Source organism: Enterococcus sp. (genome assembly GCF_022711995.1).
Lineage (GTDB): Bacteria > Bacillota > Bacilli > Lactobacillales > Enterococcaceae > Enterococcus_D.
In genome coordinates this window covers 1-7,459 of record NZ_JALAHI010000053.1, presented here as the reverse complement: position 1 = coordinate 7,459, position 7,459 = coordinate 1, and the positions used below count along the sequence as shown (strand labels likewise).

The following is a 7,459-nucleotide window of genomic DNA, read 5'->3' as shown; positions in this document are numbered from 1 at the left end:
TTTTTAAGTTTAAGAAGTATGAAACGCAACAGTAATATTGTAAAAAAAGCTTATTAAGCTATTTTAAATAAATGAATAGGAGCGTTTAGTAATGAAAAAAACAAAAATCGTCAGCACATTAGGACCAGCAAGTAATAGTGTGGAAATTATTTCTGAACTGATCGAAGCCGGTGCGAATGTCTTCCGTTTCAATTTTTCTCATGGAGACCATGAAGAACAATTGAGTCGTATGACAATGGTGCGTGAAGCGGTCAAAAAAACGGGGAAAGATGTTGGGATTCTTTTAGATACTAAAGGAGCAGAAATCCGTACAACTGTTCAAGACACAACAGAAGCAGATTATGGTCGTGCAGGCTATATTCAATTCAACGTTGGAGATCAAACACGTATCTCAATGGACCCAGAGCACAAAGGCTCAAAAGAAAAAATCGCAGTGACTTATCCTGGATTATTCGATGATGTACATGTAGGCGGCCATATCTTATTTGATGATGGTTTGATCGACATGGAAATCATTGAAAAAGATGAAGCAACTCGTGAATTAGTGGTTGTTGTTAAAAATGCAGGAATGTTAGGTTCTCGTAAAGGTGTCAATGCACCTGGCGTATCAATCAGCTTGCCTGGTATCACTGAAAAAGATGCTGACGATATTCGTTTTGGATTAGACAATGATATCGACTTCATCGCAGCTTCATTCGTACGTAAAGCGCAAGACGTTTTAGAAATTCGTGAAATTCTTGAAGAAAAGAACATGACTCATGTACAAATCTTCTCTAAAATCGAATCTCAAGAAGGTATCGACAACATTGATGAAATCATCAAAGTTTCTGACGGTATCATGGTTGCTCGTGGAGACATGGGTGTTGAGATTCCAGCGGAAGAAGTACCAATGGTTCAAAAACGCATCATCAAAAAATGTAATGCAGTAGGTAAATCAGTTATTACTGCGACTCAAATGTTAGAATCAATGCAACAAAACCCTCGTCCAACCCGTGCAGAAGCTTCTGACGTTGCCAATGCAGTGTTTGACGGAACAGATGCAACAATGTTATCTGGAGAGTCAGCAAATGGCGACTATCCTGTACAAGCTGTTGCAACAATGGCTCGTATCGATATTGAAGCAGAAAATGCTTTGGCAGAAATGAGCACTTTCCAAATCAACCAATTTGATAAAACTGACGTTACAGAAACAATTGGTCTTTCTGTAGCTCGTGCAGCTAAAAATCTTGGTGTAAAAACAATCGTTGCTGCAACTGAATCTGGTTATACAGCGAAAATGATTTCAAAATATCGTCCAGATGCAGATATCTTAGCAGTAACATTTGACGAACGTACAAAACGTGGGTTGATGTTAAACTGGGGTGTTTACCCAACAGTTGCTGAAAAACCTTCAACAACAGATGAAATGTTCGAATTAGCAGCAAAACAAGCCGTTGATCTTGGCTTTGCTAAAGAAGGCGATTTGATCTTGATCACTGCTGGTGTACCAGTAGGTGAACGTGGCACAACCAACGTAATGAAAATTCAAATGATCGGTTCTAAACTGCTTGAAGCACAAGGAATCGGTGAAAAATCAATCGTTTCTAACGCTGTTGTAGCCAACAGTGCCGAAGAAGCTATTGCTAAAGCAAAAGACGGCATGATCTTAGTTGTTCCAACAACTGATAAAGAATATATGCCTGCAATTGAGAAAGCAGCAGCCCTTGTTGTTGAAGATGGTGGTTTAACTTCTCATGCAGCGGTTGTCGGAATTGCGAAAGACCTTCCAGTAATCGTTGGTGCAAAAGATGCCACAACAACGATCAAAGATGGTGAATTGATCACTGTGGATTCTCGTCGTGGAATCGTCTACCGTGGAGAAACAACAGCCATCTAATCTTCGTTTTCATTAAAGAAGGCAACAGGCTCGTTCATACAATGACGGGTCTGTTTTTTTCTGTAAAGCGGTCTCTTTTGACTCGTAAAATTACAGCGTGAAAAATGAAAAAGGTGTCAAGAAAATTTCATTGACAAAGGGAAATAACCCCTGTATAATTGCTTTTGTTGCTTAGGGGTGATAAAAATGAAATGGTCTTTATTGGAATTAAAAAAATACCAAGAGACACCGCTGATGTTCGATGAAACATTGAACTTGAAAAATCAATTGATAAAACGCGATGGACAGATCATTGATTTGTCTCCTGTGAAAGTTACCGGAATGATGTCTGTGGGAAAACATGAGTATCTTCTTCATTATCGGATAGAAACAACGATTACGTTGCCTTCTACTCGCTCATTGACTCCAGTTGCTTTACCAATGGATTTTACAGTGGACGAACTCTTCATGACACCAGAGCAATTTCAGCGACGAGATGAAATGATTCCAGAAGAAGATGTCTTGATCATCGAAGGTCAGACAATCAGTTTGGATGATTCAGTGGCTGATAACCTATTACTTGCGATTCCGATGCAAGTCCTTACTGAGGAAGAAAAGAATAGCACAGAGTTGCCGTCAGGAAATGACTGGGCTGTTTTATCAGAAGAAGACTATGCAAACCAGAAAGAAGCGCAAGCCCAACAAGTTGATCCTCGTCTTGCAAAATTATCGGAACTGTTCAGCGATTCAGAAGATGATAACGCGTAGGATTGGAATAAATTGCAGCCTCAAGGTTGCTTTCATTTACAAGGAGGTGTAGCAAAATGGCAGTACCAGCAAGAAAAACTTCTAAAGCAAAAAAAGCAAAACGTCGTACTCATTACAAATTGACTATTAACGGTTTGAACGAATGTGCAAACTGTGGTGAAATGAAAAAAAGCCACCATGTATGCTCAAACTGTGGTCATTACGATGGAAAAGATGTAGCAACAAAAGAAGCATAATCCTTTTTTAACAGAAAAATGGATTTCAAAATCCTAAGGCTAACCATGGAGCCTTAGGATTTTTCTTTTTGTTTCAGATTGGTTTCATGAAAATCGCAACTTTTCTGAAATAATTCTTACTCTTTGAAAGAGAATAGTTCAAAATAGCCTCCTTTTGCGCTATAATGAAACAGATAACTGAATCTTAGGAGGATGAGTGATGACAAAACAACAAATCGGTGTTGTCGGTATGGCAGTCATGGGGAAAAACTTAGCGTTGAACATTGAAAGCCGCGGTTATTCAGTTGCCCTATTCAACCGTACAGGCTCTAAAACAGAAGAAGTAGTAAAAGAACATCCAGATAAAAACTTTAAAGCAACTTATACGATTGAAGAGTTCGTGCAGTCAATCGAAACACCACGACGCATCCTGTTGATGGTCAAAGCGGGTTTTGCAACCGATGCAACGATCCAAGAATTGCTACCTCATCTTGAAAAAGGCGATATCTTGATTGATGGAGGAAACACATTCTTCAAAGATACGATCCGTCGGAATGAAGAGCTAGCAAATTCTGGTATCAACTTTATTGGTACAGGTGTCTCTGGAGGAGAAGAAGGCGCGTTGAAAGGTCCTTCCATCATGCCTGGTGGACAAAAAGAAGCCTATGCGCTGGTTGCACCAATTTTAGAACAAATCTCAGCCAAAGCAGAAGACGGTTCTCCTTGTGTTACCTACATTGGGCCAAACGGTGCTGGCCACTATGTAAAAATGGTCCACAATGGTATCGAATATGGCGATATGCAGCTGATTGCTGAATCCTATGATTTGATGCAAAAAATACTAGGATTATCGGTTTCTGAAATGGCCGACATCTTCTCTGAATGGAATAAAGGGGAGCTAGATAGCTACTTGATCGAAATTACTGCAGACATCTTAACACGCAAAGATGATTTGGGTACTGGTAAACCAATCGTTGATGTGATTCTTGATGCGGCTGGCAATAAAGGAACTGGAAAATGGACGAGTCAAAGTGCATTAGACCTTGGTGTTCCATTACCATTGATCACTGAATCTGTCTTTGCCCGTTATATTTCTGCTTACAAAGAAGAACGAGTAAATGCTAGTGAAGTCTTGCCAAAACCAGAAGGATTTGAATTTACGGGAGACAAACAAGAATTTGTTGAAAAGATCCGCGAAGCATTGTACTTCAGCAAAATCATGAGCTATGCTCAAGGATTTGCTCAGCTACGGACAGCATCGAAGGAATATGATTGGCAGTTGCCATTTGGTGAAATCGCAAAAATTTGGCGTGCTGGTTGTATCATTCGCGCACAATTCTTGCAAAAAATCACTGATGCCTACGAAAAAGATACGGACATCGAAAACTTACTACTTGATGATTACTTCAAAGAAATCACAAAACGTTATCAACAATCCGTTCGTGATGTTGTGGCACTAGCTGTCCAAGCGGGCGTACCAGTACCAACATTCTCTTCAGCAATTGCATATTTTGATTCTTATCGCGCAGATCGTTTGCCTGCAAACTTGATCCAAGCACAGCGGGATTACTTCGGTGCTCATACGTATGAACGTACGGACAAAGAAGGAATTTATCACTACTCTTGGTATGAGGAACAATAAGTCAATCAATTGGAACGAATTAAGAGAATGGCCGAACAGTGAGAACTTTCGGTCAATCTCTTTTTTATTTTTTAGATACATGATAAAATAAAGCAGATAGTGTCTAACTATGTGCATAATAATCGATAAAGGAGCTCTAACTGATGAGTAATATTCTAATCATAGAAGATGAAAAGAACTTAGCTCGATTCGTGGAATTAGAATTAAAGCATGAAGGCTATAATACAGAAGTACATTACAATGGCAGAACGGGATTGGATGCAGCGTTGAACAATGAATGGGATGCTATCTTACTGGATTTGATGCTACCAGAGCTAAACGGACTAGAAGTTTGCCGTCGCGTACGCCAAACGAAAAACACGCCAATCATTATGATGACAGCGAGAGATTCAGTGATCGATCGTGTCTCAGGACTAGATCACGGGGCAGACGATTATATTGTGAAACCCTTCGCGATTGAAGAATTACTCGCGCGTTTACGTGCTTTGTTGCGTCGCATCGATATTGAAGGAGATAAAAATGTTGCTAAGCAAACCACGATTACTTATCGCGATCTAACCATCGAGAAAGAAAACCGTGTGGTACGCCGAGGCAGCGATGTCATCGAATTGACAAAACGCGAGTATGAGTTGCTTTTGACTTTGATGGAGAACGTCAATGTCGTACTAGCCCGCGATGTGTTACTAAATAAAGTTTGGGGCTATGAAACTGAAGTAGAAACAAACGTAGTCGATGTATATATTCGTTATCTGCGCAATAAGATCGATGTACCTGGAGAAGAAAGTTATATCCAAACGGTTCGGGGAACGGGATACGTGATGCGTTCGTGAGCATAAAAAAAAGAATGAAAAAACTAAAAGAACTGAAGGGGCCTTCTTTGACTGTGAAGTGGGCCTTCGCAAGTTCTTTCTTTATATTTGTTGTTTTTACGATTTTTGCGGTCATCACCTACAAAACGTCTATCAACTTGATTGTGGCTAAAGAAGAAAACAATGTGGAACGCACGATGTCAGAAGTAGCTTCACGTTTAGCAAATTCCGATCAAGAGCTGACATTGGTGCGAACGTATCGAAATTTGACGAAAAATGACAATGGCGATACGAGTATTTACGATCGGACATCAACGATCGACGGGAATTTAATGAAAATTGATTCGTTTATTTCTGAGCTGGGTCAATCGTCTCTAAGCTTATTTGTCTATAATTTGAATCAAGAACTGATTTTCAAAACCCATGAAAATAATCTTTCTTTGATCGATGTGCAGCGAAAACCGCCAACGATTGTTACATTAGATGGAATCACTGGCTTTTTGTCGATTCAACCAATCTATTCAAAAGAAACAAGAGAAAAAATTGGCTATGCCCAGACATTTTATGAGTTGACATCATTTTATGAGATTCGCAGTAAATTGCTATTAACATTGATTATTCTTGAAGTTGTTTCTCTGATCCTCAGCAGTGTGTTAGGCTTTTTCTTGTCTGCTTATTTTCTGCAGCCACTAAAAATGTTGCGAGATACAATGGAGACAGTCCGAAAAAATCCTCAATCCACTGTGCATATGCCCGAATTGAATACGAATGATGAATTGTCCGATTTGGCAGATATCTTTAATGAGATGCTTGATCGTATGCGTCTATATATCGAGCAGCAAGAGCGATTTGTCGAAGATGTCTCCCATGAATTACGGACACCAGTGGCGATCATTGAAGGGCATATGAGCCTCTTGCAGCGTTGGGGGAAAGATGATCCTGAGATACTGGATGAGTCTTTAGCTGCCAGTATGCAAGAAATTAGTCGCATGAAGACACTTGTTCAAGAGATGTTGGATCTTTCTAGAGCGGAGCAAGTAGATGTTCATTATGCCAATGAGACAACGAAAGCCAAAGAAGTCGTTTATCAAGTGTTCAATAATTTTAAAATTCTGTATCCAGAATTTGTCTTTACATTAGATGATGATCTCTACCATGAACTGACTCTAAAAATTTATCGAAATCATTTCGAACAGATTATTATTATTATTCTAGATAATGCGGTCAAGTATTCTACAGACCGCAAAGAGGTCCATCTATCCATTTCATCCGATCGGCAAACATTTGAAATCGCCATCCAAGACTTTGGCGAAGGAATCAGTAAAGAAGACCTAGACAAGATTTTTAATCGGTTTTACCGAGTGGATAAGGCAAGAGCAAGAACAAAAGGTGGCAATGGGTTAGGCTTATCTATTGCGAAGCAATTGCTTGAAAGCTACAAAGGTCGTATTACTGCTGAAAGTGTAATCGGACAAGGAACAATTTTCAGGATTTATATCCCTGTCGTTCAATCAAGTAAGGATGTTTTGAAATAATATTCATAAGAAAAGGCAGTTGCTTGTTGCAGAATGATAACAAGCAACTGCTTTTTTCTTAGGATTAGGTAGAATCAGAGCTTTTCGTTTTCTAGACTGTTTTTATAAATAGGAACAATGAAGAAATATAAGCAATTACAAAACACAATTATTGCTATAAAAACGAACAATAAGTTTAAGATGAGAGGGAAAATTCGGTTAAAAAAAATATTGGGAAAAAGCTTTGTTTTTTGTTGATTTTTCTTAGGAGAATTGCTATATTAGTATTTGTCTTTGTGATAGCAACACTTCAAATCTTTCAACTATTTTTTTTAAAATAAGTGTTGACGAAGTTTGATACAGATGTTATTATAACAAAGTCGCAAGAAAGCACTGGCTAAAACAACTTACTGAGTTGAAAAAAACTTTAAAAAAAGTTGTTGACATAAGGCTTTCGAGATGATAAGATATAAAAGTCGCTGAGAGTTAAAGAGTGATTAAATAACAATCACTTGAAAAAACTTTTAAAAAAGAGTTGACAATCACTTGTCGATCTGATATGATTTAAAAGTTGCTAACGCAGCGAAGTAGACCTTTGAAAACTGAACAAAGCAAGCAAACGAACCAATGTGTAGGGCGCTTCATTTATGAAGCAA

Annotated in this window: 6 protein-coding genes; all 6 read left to right on the top strand. The window is 38.8% G+C overall.

What is annotated here, in order from left to right; all coding sequences use genetic code 11:
• Window positions 1–91 precede the first annotated feature (91 nt).
• Window positions 92–1,876, top strand: coding sequence for a pyruvate kinase (pyk, locus tag Q0A12_RS05415; protein ID WP_291291645.1), 1,785 nt, complete (start codon window positions 92–94; stop codon window positions 1,874–1,876).
• Window positions 1,877–2,062: 186 nt separating this feature from the next.
• Window positions 2,063–2,623, top strand: a complete 561-nt coding sequence (locus Q0A12_RS05410; RefSeq protein ID WP_291291644.1) for a DUF177 domain-containing protein — start codon at window positions 2,063–2,065, stop codon at window positions 2,621–2,623.
• Window positions 2,624–2,679: 56 nt separating this feature from the next.
• The gene (gene rpmF / locus Q0A12_RS05405; protein WP_005229191.1) at window positions 2,680–2,859 is read left to right on the top strand and encodes a 50S ribosomal protein L32; all 180 of its coding nucleotides are present in this window, start codon (window positions 2,680–2,682) and stop codon (window positions 2,857–2,859) included.
• 199 nt (window positions 2,860–3,058) lie between these two features.
• Complete coding sequence (gndA, locus tag Q0A12_RS05400; RefSeq protein WP_291291643.1) at window positions 3,059–4,480, top strand: NADP-dependent phosphogluconate dehydrogenase; 1,422 nt, start codon at window positions 3,059–3,061, stop codon at window positions 4,478–4,480.
• Between the two features lie 143 nt (window positions 4,481–4,623).
• Window positions 4,624–5,310, top strand: a complete 687-nt coding sequence (locus Q0A12_RS05395; protein ID WP_003127863.1) for a response regulator transcription factor — start codon at window positions 4,624–4,626, stop codon at window positions 5,308–5,310.
• Window positions 5,311–5,324: 14 nt separating this feature from the next.
• Complete coding sequence (locus Q0A12_RS05390) at window positions 5,325–6,824, top strand: HAMP domain-containing histidine kinase (protein WP_291291642.1); 1,500 nt, start codon at window positions 5,325–5,327, stop codon at window positions 6,822–6,824.
• Window positions 6,825–7,459 lie beyond the last annotated feature (635 nt).